Origin of the sequence: Polaromonas potterensis (assembly GCF_033446725.1) — a bacterium.
GTDB lineage: Bacteria > Pseudomonadota > Gammaproteobacteria > Burkholderiales > Burkholderiaceae_C > Polaromonas.
Genome location: NZ_JAWQLX010000010.1, coordinates 193,679 through 218,537, shown reverse-complemented (window position 1 = coordinate 218,537; position 24,859 = coordinate 193,679). Strand labels below are relative to the sequence as shown.

23 protein-coding genes are annotated in these 24,859 nt (G+C 59.8%); 15 read left to right on the top strand and 8 right to left on the bottom strand.

The genetic code is table 11. The features are described 5' to 3' along the window. The 3 genes from R6254_RS18155 to R6254_RS18145 all read left to right on the top strand — a co-directional run. The coding region (locus R6254_RS18155; RefSeq protein ID WP_318408911.1) for an autotransporter domain-containing protein at nt 1-196 on the top strand (196 nt) is incomplete at its 5' end. Between the two features lie 496 nt (nt 197-692). After that, nucleotides 693-1,766, top strand: coding sequence for a glycosyltransferase family 2 protein (locus tag R6254_RS18150; RefSeq protein ID WP_318408909.1), 1,074 nt, complete (start codon nt 693-695; stop codon nt 1,764-1,766). Beyond that, on the top strand, nt 1,763-3,337 hold the full coding sequence (locus tag R6254_RS18145) for an ArnT family glycosyltransferase (RefSeq protein WP_318408908.1): 1,575 nt from the start codon (nt 1,763-1,765) through the stop codon (nt 3,335-3,337). The genes R6254_RS18150 and R6254_RS18145 overlap by 4 nt, the downstream gene beginning before the upstream one ends. Here R6254_RS18145 and R6254_RS18140 read toward each other — a convergent pair. Continuing rightward, entirely contained in the window at nt 3,285-3,722 is a 438-nt protein-coding gene (locus R6254_RS18140; RefSeq protein WP_318408907.1) for a GtrA family protein, read from the bottom strand. The two genes, R6254_RS18145 and R6254_RS18140, sit on opposite strands and share 53 nt — an antisense overlap. Between R6254_RS18140 and R6254_RS18135 the strand changes: the two genes are divergently transcribed. Continuing rightward, complete coding sequence (locus R6254_RS18135) at nt 3,702-4,595, top strand: ChbG/HpnK family deacetylase (RefSeq protein ID WP_318408905.1); 894 nt, start codon at nt 3,702-3,704, stop codon at nt 4,593-4,595. The two genes, R6254_RS18140 and R6254_RS18135, sit on opposite strands and share 21 nt — an antisense overlap. Before the next feature lie 105 nt (nt 4,596-4,700). After that, on the top strand, nt 4,701-5,672 hold the full coding sequence (locus R6254_RS18130) for a Bug family tripartite tricarboxylate transporter substrate binding protein (protein WP_412103187.1): 972 nt from the start codon (nt 4,701-4,703) through the stop codon (nt 5,670-5,672). Nucleotides 5,673-5,705: 33 nt separating this feature from the next. Here the strand turns inward: R6254_RS18130 and R6254_RS18125 are convergent, their stop codons facing one another. The 7 genes from R6254_RS18125 to R6254_RS18095 form a co-directional block, all read right to left on the bottom strand. After that, nucleotides 5,706-6,452 (bottom strand): ABC transporter substrate-binding protein, encoded by a 747-nt coding sequence (locus R6254_RS18125; RefSeq protein ID WP_318408922.1) that lies wholly within the window; start codon nt 6,450-6,452, stop codon nt 5,706-5,708. A gap of 241 nt (nt 6,453-6,693) precedes the next feature. Then, nucleotides 6,694-7,479, bottom strand: coding sequence for a peptidylprolyl isomerase (locus R6254_RS18120; RefSeq protein ID WP_412103186.1), 786 nt, complete (start codon nt 7,477-7,479; stop codon nt 6,694-6,696). Nucleotides 7,480-7,541: 62 nt separating this feature from the next. Further along, nucleotides 7,542-7,832, bottom strand: coding sequence for a BolA family protein (locus R6254_RS18115; RefSeq protein ID WP_318408902.1), 291 nt, complete (start codon nt 7,830-7,832; stop codon nt 7,542-7,544). 6 nt (nt 7,833-7,838) lie between these two features. Further along, entirely contained in the window at nt 7,839-8,453 is a 615-nt protein-coding gene (locus R6254_RS18110) for a septation protein A (RefSeq protein ID WP_318408900.1), read from the bottom strand. Nucleotides 8,454-8,608: 155 nt separating this feature from the next. Continuing rightward, nucleotides 8,609-9,019: a peptide-methionine (R)-S-oxide reductase MsrB gene (gene msrB / locus R6254_RS18105; RefSeq protein WP_318408898.1), complete on the bottom strand. Its 411-nt coding sequence runs from the start codon at nt 9,017-9,019 to the stop codon at nt 8,609-8,611. 33 nt (nt 9,020-9,052) lie between these two features. After that, nucleotides 9,053-10,531, bottom strand: a complete 1,479-nt coding sequence (locus tag R6254_RS18100; RefSeq protein WP_318408897.1) for a protein adenylyltransferase SelO — start codon at nt 10,529-10,531, stop codon at nt 9,053-9,055. 43 nt (nt 10,532-10,574) lie between these two features. Next, nucleotides 10,575-11,597 (bottom strand): AraC family transcriptional regulator, encoded by a 1,023-nt coding sequence (locus R6254_RS18095; protein ID WP_318408896.1) that lies wholly within the window; start codon nt 11,595-11,597, stop codon nt 10,575-10,577. Nucleotides 11,598-11,992: 395 nt separating this feature from the next. Here R6254_RS18095 and R6254_RS18090 point away from each other — a divergent pair, with 395 nt between their 5' ends. The 10 genes from R6254_RS18090 to R6254_RS18045 all read left to right on the top strand — a co-directional run bounded on the left by R6254_RS18090 (nt 11,993) and on the right by R6254_RS18045 (nt 24,814). Further along, nucleotides 11,993-13,621 carry a 3-(methylthio)propionyl-CoA ligase gene (locus tag R6254_RS18090; protein ID WP_318408894.1) on the top strand — a complete coding sequence of 543 codons (1,629 nt, stop codon included), beginning with the start codon at nt 11,993-11,995 and terminating at the stop codon, nt 13,619-13,621. 134 nt (nt 13,622-13,755) lie between these two features. Continuing rightward, nucleotides 13,756-14,988: a branched-chain amino acid ABC transporter substrate-binding protein gene (locus tag R6254_RS18085; protein WP_318408893.1), complete on the top strand. Its 1,233-nt coding sequence runs from the start codon at nt 13,756-13,758 to the stop codon at nt 14,986-14,988. An 81-nt stretch (nt 14,989-15,069) separates the two neighbouring features. Further along, on the top strand, nt 15,070-16,104 hold the full coding sequence (locus R6254_RS18080) for a branched-chain amino acid ABC transporter permease (RefSeq protein WP_318408891.1): 1,035 nt from the start codon (nt 15,070-15,072) through the stop codon (nt 16,102-16,104). Between the two features lie 3 nt (nt 16,105-16,107). Beyond that, entirely contained in the window at nt 16,108-17,397 is a 1,290-nt protein-coding gene (locus R6254_RS18075; protein ID WP_318408889.1) for a branched-chain amino acid ABC transporter permease, read from the top strand. A gap of 92 nt (nt 17,398-17,489) precedes the next feature. After that, nucleotides 17,490-18,266 carry an ABC transporter ATP-binding protein gene (locus R6254_RS18070; RefSeq protein WP_318408888.1) on the top strand — a complete coding sequence of 259 codons (777 nt, stop codon included), beginning with the start codon at nt 17,490-17,492 and terminating at the stop codon, nt 18,264-18,266. Nucleotides 18,267-18,353: 87 nt separating this feature from the next. Continuing rightward, on the top strand, nt 18,354-19,049 hold the full coding sequence (locus tag R6254_RS18065; RefSeq protein WP_318408886.1) for an ABC transporter ATP-binding protein: 696 nt from the start codon (nt 18,354-18,356) through the stop codon (nt 19,047-19,049). Between the two features lie 176 nt (nt 19,050-19,225). Continuing rightward, a complete protein-coding gene (locus R6254_RS18060; protein WP_318408885.1) occupies nt 19,226-21,325 on the top strand; it encodes a 3-hydroxyacyl-CoA dehydrogenase NAD-binding domain-containing protein in 2,100 nt (699 codons plus the stop codon). A gap of 15 nt (nt 21,326-21,340) precedes the next feature. Next, nucleotides 21,341-22,516 carry an acetyl-CoA C-acyltransferase gene (locus tag R6254_RS18055; RefSeq protein ID WP_318408884.1) on the top strand — a complete coding sequence of 392 codons (1,176 nt, stop codon included), beginning with the start codon at nt 21,341-21,343 and terminating at the stop codon, nt 22,514-22,516. A 235-nt stretch (nt 22,517-22,751) separates the two neighbouring features. Beyond that, entirely contained in the window at nt 22,752-24,584 is a 1,833-nt protein-coding gene (locus tag R6254_RS18050) for an acyl-CoA dehydrogenase (RefSeq protein ID WP_318408883.1), read from the top strand. Continuing rightward, nucleotides 24,584-24,814 (top strand): hypothetical protein, encoded by a 231-nt coding sequence (locus R6254_RS18045; RefSeq protein ID WP_318408881.1) that lies wholly within the window; start codon nt 24,584-24,586, stop codon nt 24,812-24,814. The genes R6254_RS18050 and R6254_RS18045 overlap by 1 nt, the downstream gene beginning before the upstream one ends. Nucleotides 24,815-24,859: the final 45 nt, after the last annotated feature.

Below are 24,859 nucleotides of genomic sequence, written 5' to 3'. Positions count from 1 at the left end.
CGCGGGCCAGTCGGGTATTGATGCTTATAGCCTGGGGGCTTACTGGAACCATGTAGGCGCCAACGGCGCCTACAGCGATGTGGTGCTCATGGCGACACGGCTGAATGTTGATACCCGTTCCGTGCAAGGTCTCACCGGTAGCACCCGTGGAAACGCGCTGACAGCGGCGCAAATCAACACCAAACTGACCATGTAGGGAGGTTTGTCCCGCCTGGCGAATCTAGGCGGTGCCAAGCGGCGGGCAGGCCAGGCCCAGGTCGGCTTGCAATACCTGTGGTGAGAAGGGTATTCAGGGCATTTTTCTCTCATTAAATGCCCTGACACCCCGTTAACACGTCCGTCGCTTAAAACGCGGGCACCCTAGTGCAGGCCTCGCCCCGTCTGGCTTGGCAGACTTTTCCCGTGCTTCATCAACAAAGTTATGCACATGAAGCGGGGACAACTCTGGCTGGTTCCAGCGTCCGCATGCATCCCTGAGTCTCGGGATATCCGCTCTCGCTCACTTGGCGCTCAGGGGGCGCACCAGTTCCGTATGACGAACCAGAACCATCAAAACAACCGCGCTGAACCATGTCGTGACCGTGAATGGGCGCCCATGAAGACCTGGCAGATACATTTTGAAACGGCCTTAAGGATCACTTAATAGTAGTTCGCCACACTCAAGCCAGCCAAGCAACCTGCGGACACCCCTCATGCGCCAACAAACCGTTTTAAAGTCCTTTGATGAAAGAGCGCCTGCGCGAGACCGCGTCAGGCCGTTTGCGCGCGCGCGGCTGGCCACGCACAAGCTGGATCAGGCCGGTCCGGCGAGACGCGCTTCGCTGCCAAGCCTCTCCTGCGTCATCCCCTGCCACAACGAGGCACAAAATCTGGCGCTGCTGCTGCCCCTGTTGAGTGAGGTTCTGGATACCTGCACACGCGCATGGGAAATCATTCTGGTGGACGACGGGAGCACGGACGACACCATCAAGGTGTTCAGGGAATGGACCAAACGCCCGGGCTTTCGCGGCATACAACTGTCACGCAACTTCGGCAAGGAAGCCGCCCTGACAGCGGGCCTGGAAGCGGCCGCGGGCGAAGCGGTTGTCATGATGGATGCGGACCTGCAGCATCCGCCGGCGCTGATCCAGGAATTTGTGGCCCATTGGCAGGACGGCGCAGATGTTGCCTACGCCTTGCGGGAAAACCGGGACGATGAGAGCCTTTTCAAGCGCCTGGGCGCGCGCGGATTCTTCGCACTGGTAAACGCCGGTGGCCGGTTCGAAGTGCCGGCCGGTGCCGGGGACTTTCGGCTCATGGACAGACAGGTGGTCGATGCGATCCTGGCCTTGCCGGAGCGCAACCGCTTTATGAAAGGCCTGTACGCCTGGGTAGGTTTTCAGGCCATCGCCGTGCCCTATGTCCCGGCTGCCCGGGTCAACGGCAGCAGCACCTTCAGTGCCGCGCACCTGCTTCGCCTGTCCATCAGTGGCTTGACCGCCTTCACAGACTGGCCTTTGCGCGTGGTCAGTGCCATGGGTGTCGTCATGGCCATGGCGGCTTTCCTGTACGGCGGCTACCTGACGGCCAGTTATCTGCTTTACGGGCATGACGTCAGCGGATGGACCACGATTGTGGTCAGCCTGATGTTGTTTGTCGGGATTCAGCTGGTCTCGCTGGGAATTGTGGGTGAATACGTGGGCCGCATTTTCGAAGAGGTCAAGGCCAGGCCTTTGTTTGTCATCCGGAGTCAAGCCGGTCGCGGGCTGAAAGTCCCCCACGGGTGATACATCCCGCACAGCCATCCCGGCGCGAACTGTTTTTAACCGCTGCCGCCATCCTCATCTGGCTTGCGGCAAGTGCTTGGGCGCGGCCGTTGATGCTGCCGGATGAGGGGCGCTACGTCGGTGTTGCCTGGGAAATGCTTCGTTCCGGCGATTGGCTCACACCCACCTTGAATGGTTTGCCTTTTTTCCACAAACCACCGCTGTTTTACTGGGTCACAGCCAGTTCGCTTTCTTTGTTTGGAGCCAACGAAGTCGCGGCCCGCGCAGCACCCATTTTGGGTGCTTGGCTGGGGGCGATGTCCTTGTATGCGTTCGTCTGCCGCTGGCGCAGCGTGCGTACGGCGCGGATGGCGGCGCTGGTCCTGCTGGTGCAACCGCTGTTCCTCATCGGTGGCCAGTTCGCCAATCTGGATATGCTGGTCGCAGGCTGCATCACGGCGACTATTCTCCTGGCCGCTCACGCCATCCTGCTGAAAGAAAATAATTTGCCTTACCGCTGGGCACTGGCCTGTGCCTATGCCATGGCAGGGATGGGTATTCTGGCCAAAGGCCTGATTGGCGGCGCGCTCCCGGCGATGACCATTCTGGTCTGGCTGCTGGCGACAAAGCGCTGGCGCATGCTCCGGCCTTTGATCTGGTTCCCGGGTTTGCTTCTTTTCATGATGGTGACGGCGCCCTGGTTCGCCGCCATGCAATGGAAGTTCGCCGATTTTTTGAGCTATTTTTTTGTTGTCCAGCACTTCCAGCGTTTCGCCGGGAGTGGGTTCAACAATGTGCAAGCCTGGTGGTTTTACCCCGCAGTCCTGCTGTTCTTCCATCTGCTCTGGCTCCCGTGGATTTACCGGATGTTCACGCCGAAATATCTGGCCGCATCCAGGCCGGATCCGGTTCGCGTACTCATGTGGATCTGGCTTCTGGTGATCGTGGTTTTTTTCTCTATTCCAAAGTCCAAGTTACTGGGCTACATCCTGCCGGCTGTCCCGCCTCTGGCTTTTCTTCTGGGCGACAGCTTCACGCTTGCACTCACTGCATCGCCACGGTTGCGGCCGTGGTGGTTCTTGAGTGCGGGTCTCGCCGCTGTTTTAAGCCTCGGAGCCGTTACCTGGCTCTCAACCCACCCGACCAAGAGCACACGGGAACTGGCCACCGTCCTCAGAAGTCAGCACACCCCGAGCGAACCGGTATTCATGCTGAACCACTATGACTACGACTTGCCGTTTTATGCCAGGCTGCGCGAACCAGTGGTGGTGGTGGATAACTGGCAGAGTGCGGCAACTTCTATCGATGACAACTGGCGTAAGGAGTTTTCCGATGCAGGGCGCTTCGCACCGTCCAAAGCGCACGCCAGCTTGATGGAGTCAACGCAGTTGCCGGTGGCCCTTTGTCAATCGTCCGTCAGTTGGGTGATCGGCTCCCCCGCCCAAAGCGCCCAATATCCGTTTATTGGCGTGGCTCAGGAAATATTCAGCGACAAGGACGCAACCTTGTGGAAAGTCGACAGGACCGACCCAAAAATATTCAACGCGCTTCACTGCGAAGGAAAGCCCAATGCCGGCTCAGCAGATAAGTAGCAATCGCCACGCCCACCAGAACAACCGCGAGCGCCAGGTCATAACGTTGGACACCCCATTGCAACAACAAGGCGTAGCTCGCTTCATTGATGCTGAAGCCCAAGGCCGAGACCAGGATAAAACGACCCGCCGCGGGCAGGAAGGCGGCGTTCAAGTCCCCGAAGGTCAGGCGGTGGTGCCCGGTGAACGAGACCCCAAGAGCCACCAGCCACCCCAGCACATTCGCCCTGAGAGGTTGCCATTGCCACTGGCTCACCAGAAACACCACGATGCACCAGTGCACGGCAGCCGCGCTGCAACCAACGGCAATGAACCACAGGATCCGCTTCGACCGTCCGATGGCGGGGCGCAGCGTACGCGCGAAATGGATGAGTTTTTTTGTCACGATGGCTCAGAGCATAGCCGCCCGCAATCCCTTTGCTCCCTTTGCTCCCTTTGTTTATGTGTCGATGACTTCGGCTTGCATGAAGGTATCAATACGGCGGCGTTGCAGCTCGCGGAGAGGGAGCGGGTGCACGCCATTGCTTGCATGGTCGGCGCGCCGGCATGGAAAGCCGGACACTCGGCGGCCCAGCGCATGGATGCCGGTGCGGTGGACCTGGGGCTGCATCTGGACCTGACGGAATATCCCTTGCAGCGCCAAACGCGACGGACCGTAGCGCACTGGATTTGGGAGAGCTATCTGGGGCGATTGGACCGCGACATGGTTCGCGCGGAAATACGGGCCCAACTGGAGGCCTTCGAAAGCGCCATGGGACGACCGCCGGCTTTTGTGGATGGACACCAGCATGTGCACCAATTTCCGGGCGTGCGGGACGAGTTGCTTGAGGAGTTGGCTTGTCGGTATGGCTCTTTCAAGCCCTGGATCCGGTCGACCCAAGCGTCAAGCCATCTGAGGCCAGGCCTGCATGGCGGCTGGCGCGGACTCGCCAAGTCCAGAGTCATTGCGCTTTTGGGCGCTTCGGGCATGGCCTTGGCGGCAACCCGCGGCCACTACCTGCAAAATCGGCATCTTCTGGGCGTCTACGATTTTCAAGCCACTCCGGACCGCTACCGGGCGATGTTGCGGGCCTGCCTGGCTCTTGGTGAAGAGGGCGATTTGTTGATGTGCCACCCCAGCACACAGCTTCAACGCACCGATCCCATTCATGCCGCCCGAAAAATGGAGTTTGAGGTTCTTGGCAGTTCAACGTTTGGTCAATGGCTCGTCGAAGCCGGGGTTGAGTTGCGTGCCATGAGCCGCATCCTCGAACGTTGATGGCGCGCTCATCAGGAAGCCAGCTTGGGGATAGCCCCCAGGCCTAAAGGCTGCAGGGTGAGTTAGCATGCCACCTGCAACTAACTTGCAGACGGGTGGTCACGGATGAAGCGACATTTGCTGAATTTGCTTTTGGGTCTGGGTGGCGCACTGGTGTGCGGCTGGGCCGGGGCGCAGACTTACCCGGCCAAGCCCGTGCGTTTGGTCGTGCCCTTTCCGGCCGGCGGCGCCACCGACATTTTGGCGCGCACCATCAGCCAGAAAGCTGCCGAAAAACTGGGCCAGCAAATTGTCATCGACAACCGTCCCGGCGCTGGCGGCACCATAGGTTCCGACCAAGTCGCCAAGTCCGCGCCCGATGGCTACACCTTGCTGATTGCCACCGGCAGCACCCACTCGATCGGCCCGCTCATCAGTTCGAAAATTCCCTACAACGTTGAGCGTGACTTTGCGCCCGTGGTGTATGTGGCCAAGACCAGCAGCGTGCTGGTGGTGCCCGCCAGTTTGCCCGTGAAAAACCTGGCTCAGTTTATTGCCCTGGCCAAGGCCAAACCCGGCCAGCTCAACTACGGCTCCAGCGGCAACGGCACAAACAGCCACCTCAGCGGCGAACTGTTCAAGGTCCAGGCTGGGGTCTTTATCACCCACATTCCCTACCGGGGCACGGGCCTGGTGTTCACCGACATGATGTCGGGCCAGGTGCACATGCTGATGGACAATTACGTCACCGCGCAGGCCAACATCAAGGATGGCAAGCTGCGCGTGTTGGGCGTGACCAGTTCGCAGCGCCTGCCTTTCCTGCCCGACGTCCCGACACTCGATGAACAGGGCCTGAAAGGTTTTGATGTCAGCAACTGGTTTGGTGTTTATGCGCCCAGGGCCACACCGTCCGACCTGATCGCCAAGGTCAACACCGCCTTCAACCAGGCGTTGCAAGACCCCGAGATGCAAAAACGTTTGGCCACCCTGGGTGCCACACCCACGGGCAGCACGCCGGAGCAGATGGGACTGATGGTGGCGGCCGACACGGTCAAGTGGAGCCAGCTGATTCGCGAGCGCAAAATTGCCATCGACTAGGGCCTTGCTCCCGGCCAGCGCTTCAGGGCTGACTCAGGGCTGCAGAGGCGCAACCATGGCGCCTTCGATCTTGTGGCGCGCCAGGGCAGCAGCCACAAAACCCGAGGCTTTCATTTCCTCGACGAAGGCCGTCAGGTAACGGGCTCCGGCGTCGCGTCCCTTGGGCAGGCCCATGGCCTGCTGGATCACCATGAAACGCCCGTCGAGCAAACGCAGGCCAGGCAGGCGCTGGGCGTCCGCCTGCAACTGCTGCTTGACGCCGGCCGCCACTTCCAGCTTCTGGGTCAAAAACAGGTCGGTCACGGCGGGCGAGGTCGGGGCTTTCGCCAGGCTTGCATGCTTGATTTCGCGCGTGAGGTAGAGATCGTAGGCGCTGCCATTGCCCACCACGATGCGGTTACCGGCGCGATCCACTTCGGCATTGCTTTTGATCGGCGACTCGTTGCGCACCAGGTAAGCGCCTTCGATAACGAGATAAGGCGGTGTCTGCAACATGCCGGCGCCGCGCACGGGGTCGATGGCCACAAAGCCGATGTCCACCTGGGCCGCGGTCACCGCTTCCACGACCTTGCCAGCGGCGGGGAAGGTGACCAGTTCGACCGGCACGCCCAGGCGTTTGCCCAGTTCACGCGCCAGATCGACCGACACGCCGCGCGGCTCGCCAGTCACCGGGTCTTTGACCGCCAGGATGGGGTTGCCGAAGTTGATGGCGGCGCGCAGCTTGCCCGAAGGTGCCAGTTCAGCGACAGGGGCCGGTGGCGCGGACGCACAGGCGGCCATTAACCCTGACAGCACCACCGTCCCGGTCAAGCGCGTGAGCGTGGGCATCCATGATCCCGTGTTTGTCCGGCTTTGAGCAGCAGCGCGCATGGTGTTGTCCTGATTTTTGGTTGGCATGCCAGCATTGGAGCGAGCCTCGCCGTGCGCGTCAATCGGGAACTGTCATGGTTGACGGCATAAAAAAAACGCGGCCAGGGCCGCGTTTTTTAAAGGCTAAGCGGAGAAGACTCCGCCAGGCGTGTTACTCCACCTTGGCTTTGTCGCGCAGGCCTTGCTGGTAAGCGCCCAGCTTTTGTTGCTGCATCTGTTGTGCGATCTGCGGCTTGAGTTCTTCAAACGGTGGCAATTGCGCAGTGCGGATGTCGTCGACACGGATGATGTGGTAACCGAACTGGGTTTTCACCGGCACGTCCGTCAACTGGCCCTTGCTCATCTTGCTCATGGCTTCAGCAAACTCGGGCACGTAGCTGCTCGGGTTGGCCCAGTCCAGGTCGCCGCCTTTGGCGCCAGAGCCAGGGTCTTTGGAGGATTTTTTGGCGATTTCTTCAAACTTGCCGCCCTTTTTCAGGCTGGCAATGATGGCTTTGGCTTCGGCTTCTTTTTCCACCAGGATATGGCGTGCCTTGAATTCCTTGCCGCCGTTGGCTGCAACAAACTTGTCGTATTCGGCTTTCAGATCCGCATCAGTCACCGGATTTTTCTTCTGGTAGTCGGCGAACAACTCGCGAATCAGAATCGCCTGGCGTGCCAGTTCCATCTGGGTTTTGAAGTCGTCGGTGGCCGACAGGCCCAGTTTTTCGGCTTCCTGCATGAACACTTCGCGGGCAATCACTTCTTCCTTGATTTGCCCTTCCATCTCTGGCGTGACCGGACGGCCGGAACGCGACAGCTGCAGCGCCAGCGCATCAATACGGGCCTTGGGCACGGCTTTGCCATTGACGATGGCCACGTTCTGGGCGAAGGCACCCGCGGTGCCCAGAGCCATCAGGCCGGTGAGGGCGCTAACCAGTAACAAGTTTTTCTTCATGAGTTTCCTTGGGTAAGTCGAAGGGTGGTTGATCAACAGCCCAGGAGCCAGGCCGTGAAAAATCAGGGGATTTCGATGATTTCAATGGCCAGCGCGTGCAGGCCCTCATCAATGAAATTTTGCAGTGCATCATACACAAGCCGGTGGCGTGCCACGCGACTCTTGCCGGCAAAGGCCGGGCTGGCAATTCGCACACGGAAGTGGCTGCCAAAACCTTGCGCATTGGCGCCAGCATGGCCGGCATGGGCCGCGCTTTCGTCAATCACCTCTAGGTGCGTGGGGCTCAGCCGGGCGCGCAATTGTTCCTCGATCCGGGCGGTGTGGACAGGCAGGGGAGCGGTAGCAGAGGGCATGAAAGCTCAGGTCTTGATATGTTTGTTCAGGAAAACCGCCTGCGCCAGCACAAACACCAGCATCAGGCCCAAACCGCCGAAGAGCTTGAAGTTCACCCAGTCGGAGGTCGAGAAGTTATACGCCACCCAGATGTTCACAAAACCCATGACCGCGAAAAAGCCCATCCAGCTGTAGTTGACTTTGCGCCAGATCGTATCGGGCAAGTTCATTTGCGCGCCCATCAGGGACTGGATGCCGTTTTTCTTGAACACCAGCTGCCCAATCGCCAAGGCGCCGCCCATGACCCAGTAAAGCACCGTGGGTTTCCACTTGATGAAGCTTTCGCTGTGGAAATAAATCGTCGCGCCGCCCAGTGCCGTGACCAGGGCCAGACTGACCCACAACATGGTGTCGACCTTTTTACCCCTGGCCTTGAGCCACAGGATTTGTGCAAACGTGGCGACGATGACCACCACGGTGGCGAGCAGCACCGGTGCTTCCGCCGGTCCGACGATGCCACCGGAGACCATGAAGCCCAGCCAGTCGGTGGCCGTGCCGGCCGCCCAGTCCTTGTGGCCTTCGGCGTACTTGAACATGCCGAAGAAAAGTGCGATGGGTAAAAAGTCAAAGAGAATTTTCATGCGGTGATTATCAGGTGCAAAAAAGAATAAAAGAACAGGCTTGACCTTGTGGCCCCGAACTGCCAGCAGGGGCCGCGGGACTGGCTTCGCCAGACCGCAGGCGCAGCGGCCCCCTAGTGGGGCAGGGAGCTACGCACAGCGAGCGACCGTGGGGGCTATTTATTCTTGAAATCCAGCGAAGCCGAATTCATGCAATAACGCAGTCCGGTCGGCGTCGGGCCGTCGGGGAAGACATGGCCCAGGTGCGCGCCGCAATTGCCACAAACGGTTTCGGTGCGTGTCATGCCATAAGCACGATCGACGTGTTCTTCAATCGCGCCTTCACGGATTTCCTGCGAAAAGCTGGGCCAGCCGCAGCCTGCATCAAACTTGCTGCTGGCGTCAAAAAGCTCGGCATCGCAACAGATGCAGCGGTAGGTGCCATCGGCAAAATTTTTGTCGTATTTGCCGGTGAAAGCGCGTTCAGTCGCTGCCTGGCGGGTCACCTGGAAAGCGCCGGGCTCCGCACCTTTTTCGGCCAGCAGGGCCTTCCATTCGGCGTCGGTCTTCTGGATTTTGGCGGTCATCGTTCTACCTTTTGAGATTTTGTTTAACCTTGCTTACGAACTGCAGCTGATTTCAATGGAGGCAGCCCAGTCGGGCGGAAAGCCTGCTAGGTTGTCTTGGTCCGGATGTTCATCAAATGGGGCCTGCAACACCGCCAGCAAGGTGTCGACCTCTGAAAAGTCGTTTAGTTTCGCGGCGCGTATGGCTTGTTCGCCCAAATGGTTGCGCAACACGTATTTGGGATTGTTTTTGAGCATCAAATCGGCCTTTAGCCCAATATCCACGGGCGCAATACGCTCCGAATATTGTAGCGACCAGGCGTCAAAAGCCGGTCTATCCAGGAACAAGTCGCGCACAGCCTCCTGTCCCTGCGGGCTGTTGAAGTGATTCAAACGGCGCCAGAAAATCGAGTAATCCACTTTGTCAGCCGCCAACAGCTTGAAGGTGTTTTCAATCAGCGTTTTGTCCTCGGGCCTGGCATCCGGCAGGCCCAGCTTGGCGCGCATGCGGCCTTCCAGGGCTTGGGGAAACACGGTTTTGTAGGACTCCAGCGCGGCCAGCGCCTGGTCTTGTGTATCCATCAAAGGCAGCAGTGCCTGACCCAGGCAGAATAAATTCCAGTACGCGATGTTGGGCTGCTTGTTGTAGGCATAACGGCCCTGGGTGTCCGAGTGATTGCAGATATGCCCAGGGTCAAAAGCATCGAGAAACTGGAAAGGGCCGTAGTCCACGGTCAGGCCCAGGATGCTCATGTTGTCGGTGTTCATCACACCATGGCAAAACCCGACCGCCTGCCAGGCGGCCATCAGGTGGGCCGTGCGCTCGCTCACGGCTTGCAACAAGCTGGCATAAGGCTGGGTGGTGTCGCGGCAGGCCGGGTAAAAGCGATCGATCACGTAGTCGGCCAGTACCTTGAGTTGCTTGTGCTGGTCGCTGTAGCTGAAATGTTCGAAGTGACCAAAACGGATAAAACTCGGTGAGGTCCGGGTGACCACGGCGGCGGTTTCAATCTCTTCGCGCCGCACCTTGGCGTCGGAACCCGTCACACACAGCGCACGCGTCGTTGGTATGCCCAGGCCGTGCATGGCCTCTGAACACAGGTACTCGCGAATCGAGCTGCGTAACACCGCTCGGCCGTCGCCCATGCGTGAGTAAGGCGTGGCACCCGCGCCCTTGAGCTGGATTTCCAGCGGCCCGTTCGCAGTTTCAATCTCGCCGAGCAGGATGGCGCGGCCGTCGCCCAATTGTCCGGCCCATTGGCCAAATTGGTGACCGCTGTAGACGCTGGCCAGCGGCTGCGAGCCGGTGGCCACACGGTTGCCGGTGAACAACTCCAGCGCTGCCTGCGATTCGAACCAGGCGGGGTCCATGCCCAGTTCACGCGCCAGCGCGCCGTTGCGGCTGACCCAATACGGCGAGGGCAGGGGACTGGGCTGGAGTTCGGTGTAAAAGTCCGGGCCCAGCCGGGCAAAACTGTTGGCCCACGTAAGGTTGGATGGCGTGGCCAGCGGTTCAGCGATGACAGAGTTCATGCCGCCATTGTCCTATGGCGACTGTAGGCTCGTGCCGGTGGGGTTAAGCCGCCGAGGGTCGCCCCATCCCCAGCCGCTGGCGGTACTGCCCCGGCGGCAGACCGAACCAGCGTTTGCAGGCGCGAAAGAAGTTGCTCTGGTCGACAAAACCCAGCTTGTCGGCCACCTGGCCCAGCGAATGGCGGTCCTCCGTCAGGTATTTGCGAGCCAACTCGCGCCTAGCCTCGTCCAGCAATTGCTGGAAGGAGGTGTTTTCGGCCTGCAGCCGCCGCTGCAAGGTGCGGTCCGTCAGGGCCAGGTCACTGGCGATGTCCTCACGGCGTGGCTCACCCTGGTGCAGCTTGCGCATGATTTCCTCGCTGACCCGGTAGCTGGTGCGGGTGTTGCCCAGGCTGCTCAGCCTTTCCTCGATCACACGTTCATGCAACTCGAACATCAAACGATTGCGCGAGGGGATGGGCGCATCCAGGTCTTCGGCCGCCAACAGGAAACGGGAGGCCGCCTGGTCGAATTTCAAGGGGCAGTCAAACGCCTGGCGATAAGACTCAAGGTTGATGGGCTCGGGGAAGATGAACTCCGCGCCCAGCACCCGTATGTCGCGACGCGTCACCCAACTGCACAAACTCAGCAAGGTCAGCAGGCTGTACTCCTGCCGCTGCCGGGGCAGGCGCCGTGTGTTGCCAATGTGGCCTAGGACCAGCCAGCTGTTTTGGCCCTCGGACTGCAACTCGAAGGTCGTGCAGTCTGAAATCAGCGCCATATAACGCGAAAGGTTGTCCAGGCCGCAACGCAGATCGGGACTGGACAACATCGCGTGGCCCACGATATCAAAGTTCACGTACCGGGACGTCAGCTCGGGGTTCATGCCCAGAGCCGGATTGCCCGACCAGGCCACAGCCAGCTCCCACAGTTCGGAAATTTTTTCAACGTCAAAACGCGCCTCGGGTTTATCCAGCAGTTGAATGTCCAGCTTGGCGGTTCTGAACAACTTCGGCACATCTATGCCTTGCGAGGCAAACATGTCGGCCACACCTTTGACCCAGGTGGAGGAGCTCGTACGGTTCATATCAAAAATGGCAAGCCAAAGTCATTACTTCGGTCGTGTTCGGATAGCGATCAAACACCGCACGTTCCTTAGAATTTTCACATCACGGACAGGCGGCACCTGCGGGCGATTGGACGTGATTTGACAGAGGTGTGCAAGTTGATACTTACCCTCAACACGAGACAAGATGAATTCAAAAGCTAGGTCATTTCTGATGGGTTTGCTCGGCATCATGGCCGCACTGGCCTGAAGCGGGCGTCACGCGGAAATGGCGTCAACAACAAAGCTTCGTCGAGATCACCACCAGCGACCCCGGCGAGAAATTAAGCACATGAGTCGAGACCTTCGGGCTTTCCCTTAGACGCCGGCAAAGCACTACGATCACGGATTTGAAACCAATGCCTCAAGGAGTTCCCATGCTGGGTTTAATGCAAAACCAACCGCTGCTGATCTCATCCCTGATCGAGTTCGCGGATCGTCACCACGGCGACGCGGAAATCGTGTCACGACGGGTTGAGGGTGATATCCACCGCTACACCTACAAAGACGTGGCACGCCGTGCGCGCCAGGTGGCCGGCGCTCTGGATGCGCTGAAGCTCCAGTTTGGCGACCGTGTCGCCACGCTGGCCTGGAACGGCTACCGCCATCTGGAGTTGTATTTCGGCGTCAGCGGCTCGGGCCGCGTGTTGCATACGCTGAATCCGCGCTTGCACCCCGACCTGATCGCCTGGATTGCCAATCACGCTGAAGACCAGGTGCTCTGCTTCGACATGTCCTTTTTGCCGCTGATCCAGGCTGTGCATGCCAAGTGCACCACCATCAAACATTACGTCGCGCTATGTGATGCCGACAAGCTGCCCGCCGACACCGGCATCCCGGGGCTGACCAGCTACGAAGCCTGGATTGCACCGCAGTCGACGGAGTACCAGTGGCCCAGTTTCGACGAAAACTCGGCCTCCAGCATGTGTTACACCAGCGGCACCACCGGCAATCCCAAGGCCGCGCTGTACAGCCACCGCTCGACCATCCTGCACGCGTATGCCGCTGCGCTGCCCGATGTGATGTGCCTGAGCGCACGCGACTCCATCCTGCCCGTGGTGCCCATGTTCCACGTCAATGCCTGGGGCATTCCGTACTCGGCCGCACTGACCGGAGCCAAGCTGGTGTTTCCGGGCCCGGGACTGGATGGCAAATCGGTGTATGAATTGATCGAGGCCGAAAAAGTGACTTATGCCGCGGGCGTGCCCACCGTCTGGCAAATGATGCTGGGCCACATGAAGCCGGCTGGCCTGAAATTCTCCACGCTCAAACGCACCGTCATTGGCGGCTCGGCCTGTCCGCCGGCCATGATTCATGCCTTCCAGGAAGACTACGGCGTCGAGGTCTTGCACGCCTGGGGCATGACGGAGATGTCGCCCCTGGGAACCTTGTGCACGCTGAAAAACAAACATCTGTCCATGTCCAAGGACGAGCAGATGAAGATTCGGCTGAAGCAGGGACGCGCCATCTTCGGCGTGGACATGAAGATCGTCGACGAAGACGGCAAGGAGATGGTCTGGGACGGCAAGGCCTATGGTGACCTGCACGTCAAGGGCCCATGGATTGCTGGCGCGTATTTCAAAGGGGAGGGCGGCAACCCGCTGATCGACGGCTGGTTCCCGACCGGCGACGTGGCCACGATTGATGCCGACGGCTACATGCAGATCACTGACCGCAGCAAGGACGTGATCAAGTCCGGAGGCGAATGGATCAGCTCCATCGACATCGAAAACATCGCGGTGGCACATCCGGCTGTGGCCATGGCGGCCTGTATTGGCGTGAAACATCCGAAGTGGGACGAGCGCCCCATCATTGCCGTGGTGAAAAAGCCGGGAGCCGAGGTCACGCGTGAGGAACTGCTCAAGTTCTATGAAGGCAAGACCGCAAAATGGCAGATCCCCGATGACGTGGTTTTTGTGGACGCCATCCCGTTGGGCGCCACCGGCAAGATGCTCAAAACAAAGCTGCGCGAAATGCTAAAGGACTACACCCTGCCTTCGACCTGATTTTGCTGGACTTCCGCCTGTGTGATCCACGTGTCACATGGGCGATAGAAAGGGCATTGTTTACGGGCAATCCCTTACGCTGCAGTGCACAAAAACTTGTACTCTGCCCCTTGTCAGTTAACTAGGAGACATAGATGAAATTGCGCTTGAGGATGATTGCCGCGTCAGCCATGATGATGGCCGCCAGTGTGTCGTTTGCCCAGAAGGGCGAAACCGTGAAAATGATCCGCATTGATCCCTTGACCGGACTCCTGGGGCCTGTGGGCGTCAGTCAGATCAAGGGTTACCAGTTTTTTGCCGAAAAATTCAGCGGTGCAGGCAACCCGGCCGGCGTGAAATTTGAAATCACACCCATCGACAACAAGCTCAGCCCGGCAGAAAGCCTGAACGCGCTGAAGGCGGCCATCGATCAGGGCGCCCGCTACATCGTCCAGGGCAACGGCTCGTCGGTCGCGCTGGCCCTGGCTGATGCGATCGAGAAGCACAACGCACGCAATCCCGGCAAGGAAGTGCTGTACCTCAATGACTCGGCCGTGGACCCGGACCTGACCAACAGCAAGTGCAGCTACTGGCACTTCCGCTTTGATGCCGATACTTCCATGAAGATGGAAGCCATGGCCAGCTTCATCGCCACGCAGCCGGACATCAAGAAGGTCTACTTCCTGAACCAGAACTACTCGCACGGCCACCAGGTCGTGAAGTACGGCAAGGAGTCGCTGTCCCGCAAGCGTCCGGATATCCAGTTCGTCGGTGAAGACCTGCACCCGCTGGCCCAGACGCGTGACTTTGCCCCCTACATTGCCAAGATCAAGGCTTCCGGCGCGGACACCGTCATCACCGGCAACTGGGGTTCGGACCTCTCGCTGCTGATCAAGGCCGCCAACGAAAACGGCTACAACGGCAAGTTCTTCACTTATTACGCTGGCGTCACCGGCACGCCAACGGCCCTTGGCCAAAATGGCGCAGGCCGCGTCTACCAGATTGCCTACAACCACTACAACATGGGTGGGCAGATGGACAAATGGATGAAGGAGTTCAAGGCCAAGTACAACGACGACTTCTACACCGGCTCCACCATCCGCATTTATGAAATGCTGGGCGCGGCGATGGCCAAGGCCAAATCCACGGACCCGGTGAAGGTAGCCGCGGCCCTGGAAGGCCTGAAGGTCCAGAGCTTCAACGGTGAAGTGGAAATGCGCAAGGCCGACCACCAGCTGCAGCAGCCGCTGTACATGTCGGTCTGGCAGAAGGCCGATGCCAAGAGCCCCTACAGCCCTGAAAACACCGGCATGACGCTGGCGTCGCTCAAGGAATATCCCAACTACGTCTCGAGCACGCCCACCAGCTGCCAGATGAAACGTCCATAAGTCAGGACGCCTGAAACAGAGCCCGAGCGGGTCGCACCGTATCGGGCTCTTTTATTTCATCGAGAAGGAAGGTCAAGCGGAATGGAGTTTTTTATCATCTCGATGCTGAACGGGCTGAGCTACGGGCTCCTGCTGTTCATGCTGAGTTCGGGGCTCACGCTGATTTTCAGCATGATGGGCGTACTCAATTTTGCGCACGCCAGCTTTTACATGCTGGGTGCTTACGTGGGTTACACCGTGGCCCAGTTTGTGGGTTTCTGGCCGGCGCTGCTGATTGCGCCGCTGGTGGTTGGCACACTGGGTGCCTTGTTCGAGCGCCAGTGCTTGCGCAAGGTGCACAAATTTGGCCATGTGCCTGAATTGCTGATCACCTTCGGGCTGTCCTATGTGATCGTCGAGCTGGTGCAACTGGTATGGGGCCGGATCGCGGTGGAATTTCGTCCCCCCGAGCTGCTCCAGGGGCCGGCTTTCACCTTGATCAATGATTCGATCAAGGGCTTGCGTGTGGTCTGGGGCGCCGCGCCTGCAGAACTGTGCAGCACGGCCGATGCCGCAGTACGGATTGTCTGCTCTCCATTCCCGGCTACCCGCGGCTTCATGATGTTGGTGGCCTTGATCATGCTGGCTTCCGTCTGGCTGCTCCTGACCCGCACACGCATCGGCCTGGTGATCCAGGCCGCGCTGACCCATCCGGATGCCGTTGAGTCCCTGGGACACAACGTGCCGCGCGTCTTCATGCTGGTGTTTGGTGCCGGCTCGGCGCTGGCGGGACTGGCCGGCGTGATAGGCGGCAGCACCTTCCTGACCGAGCCAGCCATGGCCGCGACCGTAGGCTCCGTCATCTTCGTGGTGGTGGTGGTGGGCGGCATGGGTTCGCTCTCGGGCGCGTTTGTGGCCTCCATACTCATAGGCGTCATTCAGACCTTTGCCGTGGCTTTTGACTATTCGCTGGCCACGCTGGCGCAACAAATCGGGCTGCCGCTCAGCAGCGCCGTCATGAACAACTCTTATATCAAGCTCACGCTGTCCCAGGTGGCGCCTATCCTTCCCTATTTGTTCCTGGTGCTCATCCTGATCTTCAGGCCGCGCGGCCTGCTCGGAAAGCGGGAGGGCTGAGGCATGAAAACCCACTACCAATTCGCGCCGCTCAATATCGGGCGCTGGCTGACCTGGGGCCTGTTCGCTCTGCTTCTGATCGTCGCGCCAAAGATGTTTGGCAGCGGCCTGGCCCTGACGGTGCTGTCACAGATGGGCATTGCCATCATTGCCTGCCTGTCTTACAACATGTTGCTGGGGCAGGGCGGCATGCTGAGCTTTGGGCACGCGGTCTATACCGGCCTCGGCTCCTTTCTCGCCATCCACGCACTCAACAGCGTAGGCAACGGGTCCTTGCCCTTGCCGGTGTCGTTGGTCCCCTTGGCAGGCGGGCTGGCCGGCGTCGGTTTTGCCGTGCTGTTTGGTTATGTCACCACACGCAAATCGGGCACCACCTTTGCCATGATCACGCTGGGACTGGGCGAACTGGTCTTTGCGCTGTCGCTGATGATCCCGGAATTTTTTGGCGGCGAGGGTGGCGTGTCGGGCAACCGGGTCAACGGCAAGGCCGTGATGGGCATCACCTTTGGTCCGCAAATCCAGGTTTATTACCTGATTGCGCTGTATACCTTTGTGGCCGTTGCCGCCATGTTTGCCTTCACGCGCACACCGCTGGGGCGCATGCTCAACGCGGTGCGGGATAACCCCGAGCGTGTCGAGTTCGTAGGCTATGACACCCAGAAAGTCCGCTACTACGCTTTCATCATTGCCGGTTTTTTTGCCGGTATTTCGGGCGGATTGGCGGCGCTGAACTTCGAGATCGTCACGGCCGAGGTGGTCGGTGCCGCGCGTTCGGGCGCCTACCTGCTGTTCACCTTCCTGGGTGGCGCCACCTTCTTCTTCGGTCCCATCATTGGCGGCATCCTGATGGTGCTGGCCTTTGTGCTGCTGTCGGAGTTCACCAAGGCCTGGCTGCTCTATCTGGGCCTGGTGTTCCTGTTCATGGTGATGTATGCGCCCGGCGGCATCGCCAGCCTGATCATGATGAACCTGCGCGTGGCGGCTTTCGGCAAGCTCCGGCAACTGTGGGTCAGTTATCTGGCGATGACGGTGACCGTGCTGGTGCTGCTGCTGGGCGCCGGCGCGATGATCGAGATGGTCTACCACCTGCAGCTCAGTACCTCGCTCGGGTCGCAACTCCAGTTCCTGGGTGTGACACTGGACGCCAAGGGGCTGAACAGCTGGGTGGGGGCCGCCTTTGTCATGCTCACGGGTCTGGGCCTGTTTGAGGTCACGCGCCGCCAGTTCCTGGTCGAATGGGGTGAGATCCAGGAATACATTGAAAAAGAAATCAAGCGCAGGGAGGCCTTGTAATGGCGGGTAGCACAACACACGAACGCAGCGAAGGGCCGCCCCGAGCAAGTTCAGCCCCCTCGGGGGGCAGCGTGGTACGCGAAGCGACAAGCGTGGGGGCCACATACGCACTTGAACTGAAAGACCTGCGCAAGAGCTTCGGCAAGACCGAAATCATCCGCGGCATCAACCTGGCGGTGAAGGCCGGTGAGCGGGTCGGCATCATCGGCCCCAACGGCGCCGGCAAGTCCACCTTGTTCAACCTGATCAGCGGGCGCTTTGAACCCAGCAGCGGCGACGTGTTGCTGGGCGGCCAGCGCATCAACGGCAAAAAACCGTTCGAGATCAACCGGCTCGGCCTGTCGCGCAGCTTCCAGATCACCAACATCTTCCCCAAGCTCAGCGTCTTCGAGAACCTGCGTTGTGGCGTGCTCTGGAGCCTGGGTTACAAATACACCTTCCTGAAATTTCTGGCCGACCTGACCGACGCCAACGACCGTGCCGATGAGCTCATGAAAATGATCAAGCTCGACAAAAAGCGCGACGTGCTGGCCATCAACCTGACCTATGCCGAGCAGCGTGCGCTGGAGATCGGCATCACCATCGCGGGCGGTGCTGGCGTCATCCTGCTTGACGAACCCACCGCCGGCATGAGCCGCAGCGAAACCAGTCGTTTCATCAGCCTGATCAAGGAGGTGACCGTGGGCAAGACCCTGCTGACCGTCGAGCATGACATGGGCGTGGTGTTCGGCCTGGCCGATCGAATTGCCGTCGTGGTGTACGGCGAGGTTCTGGCTTTCGATACACCGGATGCCGTGCGTGCCAACCCGCGTGTGCAGGAGGCCTACTTGGGGTCCCACGTCGCCGACGCGCAGGCAGGAGGCCACTAAGATGGCCCCCACGCTTGTCACTTCGTGTACATCGCTGCTCCTCAAGGGGGCGCACGGCTGCCTAGGGGCGGCCCGTCGGAGCCTTTCATGCTGAAAATCGAGAACCTTCACGCCTATTACGGCAAGAGCCATGTGTTGCATGGCGTGCATTTTGATGTGCAACCCGGTGAAATCGTGGCGCTGCTGGGACGCAACGGTTCCGGCCGATCCACGACCGCCAAGGCCATCATGGGCTTGGTCGATTGCCAGGGCGACATCCAGTGGAAGGGCCGGTCGATCACCGGCCGCAAGGCCTACGAAGTTGCCCACCTCGGCATTGGTTATGTGCCGGAAAACCGCGACATTTTCCCGACACTGACCGTGCACCAGAACCTGATGCTGGGGCAAAAAAACCGGGGCAAAGGCAGCCGCTGGTCGTTTGAGGACATGTACCAGATGTTCCCACGGCTGCGGGAGCGCCAGCATACCGAGGCCGGCGTCTTGTCGGGCGGCGAGCAGCAAATGTTGACCTTGTGCCGCGCCCTGATGGGTGACCCGGATCTGATCATCATCGACGAGCCGACCGAAGGTCTGGCGCCCAAGATTGTCGAGCTGGTGGGGCAATACCTGCAGACCTTGAAAGCCAAGGGCATCTCGGTGCTGCTGATCGAACAAAAACTGACCATAGCCATGGCGATTTCCGACCGGGCGCTGGTCATGGGGCATGGCAGCATCGTGTTCCAGGGCACGCCCGACAGTCTGCGGGCTGATGCCTACATCCGCAAGGAATGGCTGGAAGTCTGAGTGCCGGGCTTTGTCACGGCTGGGACAAGTTGAAACGCCCACGGGCTTGTGATGCCACACAAGCCCTCTACAATGAAGAATAGAACGGTCGTACTATTTTTTCAGTCACCTGGCCCGTTTGGTTTATCCTGTTTAGTTCAGGCAAACGGCCAGGCAACGCAACCAAGGAAAAGCAAATGACAGCGAAATACGAAGTCCACGGCAACGTCGCGGTGATCTCCCTGGACAACCCACCGGTCAATGGCCTGGGCCATGCGACACGCCTGGGCATCACGGACAGCCTGCAAAAAGCCAATGCCGATGCGGCCGTTAAATCCATTGTGCTGACCGGGGCCGGCAAGGCTTTTTCCGGTGGCGCTGACATCAAGGAATTTGGCACGCCCAAAGCACTGGCCGAGCCCAATCTGCTGAGTGTCATTCTGGCGATTGAAAACTCGTCCAAACCCGTGGTGGCTGCGGTGCACTCGGTGTGTATGGGCGGTGGCCTGGAACTGGCCCTCGGCTGCCATTACCGCATTGCGACACCCGGTTGCAGCGTCGCGCTGCCCGAAGTCAAGCTTGGCCTGATCCCCGGCGCCGGCGGTACGCAGCGTTTGCCGCGTGCCCTTGGTGTGGAGCCTGCGCTGAACATGATTGTCAGCGGTGAGCCGGTCAAGAGCGAGTTGCTGGCGCAAATTCCCGGCCAGAAACTGTTCGACAAAATGGCTGCCTCGGCCGAAACCCTGGCCCAGGAAGCGCTGGCCTATGCACAAGCTGTCGCCGATACGCGGCCTTTGCCGCTGGTTCGCAACCTGCCATGCAAACACCCGAACGGCGACGCCTATTTCCAGTTCGCACGCAACATGGTCAAAGGCATGGCGAAAAACTTCCCAGCCCCGCTCAAATGCGTGGATGCCGTGGAAGCCGCCACCAAGAAGAAATTCGACGACGGCATGGCGTTTGAGCGCGAGATCTTCATCAACCTGATGTGGACCCCGGAAAGCCGCGCCTTGCGTCACATTTTTACAGCCGAACGTGCCGCATCCAAGATTCCGGATGTGCCGGAAGACACCCCCAAACGCGAGATCAAGTCGATTGCCGTGATTGGGGCCGGCACCATGGGCGGCGGCATTGCCATGAACTTCCTGAACGCCGGCATTCCGGTCAAGATGCTGGAGATGAAGCAGGAGGCGCTGGACAAAGGCATGGCCACCATCCGCAAGAACTACGAATCCCAGGTCAAACGCGGCAAGCTCAAGCAGGAAAAATACGAACAACGTATGAGCCTGCTCAGCACGACGCTGAGCTACGACGACCTGAAAGACGCCGACATGGTGATTGAGGCCGTGTTCGAAGAAATGGGCGTCAAGGAAAAAGTCTTCAAAGAACTCGACCGCGTCATGAAGCCGGGCGCCATTCTGGCCTCCAACACTTCGACGCTGGACGTCAACAAGATCGCGTCCTTCACCAAACGCCCCCAGGATGTGGTGGGTATGCATTTCTTCAGCCCGGCCAACGTGATGAAGTTGCTGGAAGTCATTCGCGGCGAAAAAACCGCCAAAGACGTGCTGGCCACGGTGATGGTGGTGAGCAAGAAGATCAAGAAAACCGCCGTGGTATCCGGCGTGTGCGACGGTTTCATCGGCAACCGCATGATCGAACAATACGGCCGCCAGGGAGGTTTCCTGCTGGATGAAGGTTGCACCCCAGCCCAGGTGGACAAAGCCATCGAGAAGTTCGGTTTTGCCATGGGCCCCTTCCGCATGGGCGATCTGGCCGGCAACGACATTGGCTGGGCCATCCGCAAGCGCCGCTACACCGAAAAGCCGGACATGAAATACAGCAAGACCGCCGACCTGCTGTGCGAGAAGGGCCGTTTTGGCCAGAAGACGGGGGCCGGCTGGTACGACTATGTGCCCGGCAAGCGCGACGCTATTCCCAATGCCGAAGTGGTGAAGATGATTGAAGATCACCGTGCCGCGCTAGGCATCACGCCACGCAAGATTTCTGATGAAGAAATTATTCAGCGCCTGGTGTATTCACTGGTCAACGAGGCCGCGCACATCCTGGAAGAAGGCATCGCCTCCAAGGCCAGCGACATCGACATGGTGTATCTGATGGGTTACGGCTTCCCGATCTACCGCGGCGGCCCCATGTTGTACGCCGACCAGGTGGGTCTGTTCAACGTGGTGCAAAGCATGCAGCGTTTTGCCAAAAATCCGCTGGACGACGCGAAATTCTGGCAGCCCGCACCGCTGCTGGCCAAACTCGCCGCCGAAGGCAAGACGTTCAACTAATTCCTGGAGATTTTCATGACCTCAGCTGTAATCGTTTCCACTGCCCGCACCCCCCTGGCCAAAAGCTGGAAGGGTTCTTTCAACATGACCCACGGCGCGACCCTGGGCGGCCACGCTGTCGAACACGCGATCAAACGCGCCGGCATCGAGGCTGCTGAAGTCGACGACGTGATCATGGGCTGCGCCAACCCCGAAGGCGCGACGGGCGCCAACATCGCGCGGCAAATCGCCTTGCGCGCCGGTTGCCCCATCACCGTCTCCGGTGTCACCGTCAACCGTTTCTGCTCGTCCGGCCTGCAAACCATTGCGCTGGCAGCCCAGCGCATCATTGCCGGCGAAGCCGACATTTATGTGGCCGGTGGCGTCGAAAGCATTTCCTGCGTGCAGCAGGAAATGAACACCCACATGCTGGCCGATTCCTGGCTGGTCAAGAACAAGCCAGAGATTTACTGGAACATGTTGCAGACCGCCGAGCAGGTCGCCAAACGTTACGGCATCACACGCGAGCAAATGGATGAATACGGCGCGGCCAGTCAGCAAAAAGCCACGGCCGCTTTGGCCGCCGGTCTCTTCGAGGCTGAAATTGCACCGATTACCGTCACCGCGGGTGTGGCCGACCCCGTGATGGGCCTGACCACCAAACAGGTCACCGTCAGCAAGGACGAAGGTATTCGCGACGGCACGACCAAGGAAGGCATCAGCGGCATCAAGCCCGCCATTCCCGGCGGCGTGATCTCGGCTGGCAATGCCAGCCAGTTCTCCGACGGCGGCGGTGCGGTCGTGGTGATGAATGAAACCCTGGCCGAGAAAAAAGGTTTGAAACCGCTCGGCCGTTTCCTCGGTTTTGCGGTGGCCGGCTGCGAGCCCGATGAAATGGGCATTGGCCCGGTTTACGCCATCCCCAAGGTGCTGGCGCGTTTGGGTCTGAAGGTCAGCGACATCGATCTGTGGGAACTGAACGAAGCGTTTGCCGTGCAGGTGATTTATTGCCGCGACAAGCTGGGCATTCCCATGGACAGCCTCAACGTTAACGGCGGCGCCATCGCCGTCGGCCACCCCTACGGTGTCAGCGGCCAGCGCCTGACCGGCCATGCCCTGATCGAAGGCAAGCGTCGCGGCGCCAAACGGGTATGCGTGACCATGTGTATTGGCGGCGGCATGGGTGCAGCCGGTATTTTCGAAGTCCTCTAAAAGCGGCTTGTCAGCATGAATGAAACCCTGCACCTTCAACAAGGGCAGGCGTTTCTGGCCCCGCAGCGGTTCATCGCACGCATGGGCGCCGAGTTGCACATTTTGGCAACACCGTATAGGTATCGGCCATCACTACGTCTACAGTCAAAGTCAAGCCTCACCGGCAGGTGAGCGCTTGATTGCGCGTGCGCGAGCAACAAGCGCACCAACATCAGCTTACGCATGGAGATAACACATGAGTCTCAGGCCCACCCTTGATTTCCTGCTCTACGACTGGCTGAACGCCGAATCGCTGAGTCAGCGTGAACGCTTTGCCGACCATTCGCGCGAGACCTTTGACGCGGTGTTCGACACCTGCGAACGTATCGCACGCGAAAAATACGCACCCTTCAACCGCACGGTAGACACACAAGAGCCGCATTTCGACGGCGAAAAAGTCATACTGCCGCAGGCCACGCACGATGCCCACAAGGCCTACGCGGCCTCGGGCATGCTCAGCGCCGCGCAGGACTACGAGGAGGGCGGCATGCAGCTGCCTTACACCATCGAGGCGGCGGCCAATGCCTTCTTCGCCATGGCCTCCGTCAGCATAGGTTCCAGTCTGCTGACCAAAGGCAATGCCAACCTGTTGCTGGTCCATGGCACCGAAGCGCAGAAACAGGTCTTTGCACGCAATGAGTTCAGCGGGCGGTTTTCCGGCACCATGTGCCTTTCGGAGCCACAGGCCGGCTCCTCGCTGAGCGACATCACGACGCGGGCTGTGCCCGATGGCGACGATTTTGAGAGCGAAGCCTTGGGGCCGCGTTACCGCCTCAAGGGCAACAAGATGTGGATTTCGGCCGGCGAACACGAGCTGACCGAGAACATCATTCACCTGGTGCTGGCCAAAATCCCGGGGCCGGACGGCAAGCTGATTCCGGGCACACGCGGCATTTCGCTGTTTATCGTGCCGAAAAAAATGGTGGCTGCCGATGGCCAGCTCACCGGCGAGCGCAACGACGTGGCGCTCGCCGGTCTGAACCACAAGCTGGGCTGGCGCGGCACGACCAACACCTTGCTTAATTTCGGCGAAGGCAAATACCCGGTGGGCGACCGAGCCGGCGCTATCGGTTACCTGGTTGGCAAGCCGCACGAAGGCCTGCGCTGCATGTTCCACATGATGAACGAAGCGCGGATTGGTGTGGGCACGGCCGCCGTCATGCTGGGCATGGCAGGTTATTACGCCTCGCTGGACTACGCGAAAAACAGGCCGCAAGGCAGACCGATCGGACCCGGCGGCAAGGATGCGGCGCAGCCGCAAATCCGCATCATCGAACATGCCGACGTCAAACGCATGTTGCTGGCGCAAAAAGCCTATTGCGAAGGCGCATTGGCGCTGGAGTTGTATTGCGCGCGCCTGGTTGATGAACAACACACGGCCGACGCACAAGCCGCCGACGAGGCTAGGCTGCTGCTGGAAGTCTTGACGCCGATTGCCAAAAGTTGGCCCAGCGAATGGTGCCTGGAAGCCAACTCGCTGGCCATCCAGATTCATGGCGGCTACGGCTACACGCGCGATTTCCCGGTCGAGCAGTATTGGCGCGACAACCGCCTGAACATGATTCACGAAGGCACACACGGCATCCAGGCCCTGGACTTGCTGGGCCGCAAGGTGCTGATGGAAGACGGCAAGGGCCTGGCCCTGCTGGCCGCCCGCATCAACAACACCATGGAACGCGCCCGGCAGGTGACTGAACTGGCGGCATATGCCGCCGCATTGGGCCAGGCGCTGCAACAGGTCGGCGCCACCACCCAGGCGGCCTGGGCCACCGGCAATCCCACCGATGCACTGGCCAATGCCGTGCCTTATATGCAGGGTTTCGGCCACACCGTGCTGGCCTGGATCTGGCTGGACGTTGCGCTGGCTGCGCTGCAGTCCGACGCCACAAAATCAAAGGCCGTGACCACTGGTAAACTGGCCGCAGTCCGGTACTTTTTCCACTATGAGCTGCCCAAAATCAGCGCCTGGCTGGACGTCGTCGCATCCCGCGATCTGACCTGTGCCGAACTGCCGGAGGATGCTTTCTGATGGGATTTTTCAAGGAATCAGGCAGCCCCACGTCGAACAAGGCCATTGCCCGGCTGCAACAGCTGATCTGGGTCCTGATTTATGGTGGACTGCTGACGCTGGTGCTGGGTCTGTCGGTGCAACGCATCGACGACCCCATGGGCTGGTCCATGGTCGTGGTCGGCGGTGTTGCGGCCGCGCTGGGCTTTGTCCTGATCTACGTCCGCTCGCGCCTTTCCGTCAAAGACTGACTCGTCCGCCGTCAAACGTGCGACAGCGCAGCGCCGCATTCCGCG